The sequence below is a fragment of the Campylobacter concisus ATCC 51562 genome (genome assembly GCF_000466745.1).
Classification (GTDB): Bacteria; Campylobacterota; Campylobacteria; order Campylobacterales; family Campylobacteraceae; genus Campylobacter_A; species Campylobacter_A concisus_B.
The window spans coordinates 1-248 of sequence record NZ_ANNI01000020.1 but is presented as its reverse complement, the minus strand read 5'-3'; the positions used below and the strand labels follow the sequence as shown (position 1 = coordinate 248).

The 248-nt window shown below is 31.9% G+C and carries 1 pseudogene; it reads left to right on the top strand.

Going from position 1 to position 248, the window contains the following annotated elements:
- Positions 1 to 248: pseudogene (locus ATCC51562_RS09675) on the top strand (tRNA 2-selenouridine synthase); the annotation flags it as partial.

Genomic DNA, 248 nt, shown 5'->3' with positions numbered 1-248 from the left:
ATAAGTAACTCTGAACTAGAAAACTTAGCTAAACAATATGGTGGAGTATATATATTTGATGAGAAATTTGAGAAAGAGATAGAGAAAATAGAATCTGAGAGAAAAGAGCTAAGAAAAAATACAAAAGGTAAAGATTTAGGTGGCGGTCTTTACGCTGTCAATACTAAGCTGGTAGATGAAAAATTCCCTCAAACCCTCTCAAATGGTAAACCATATTTTCTAGGTGGAACATCTAGTAAAATTTCAAA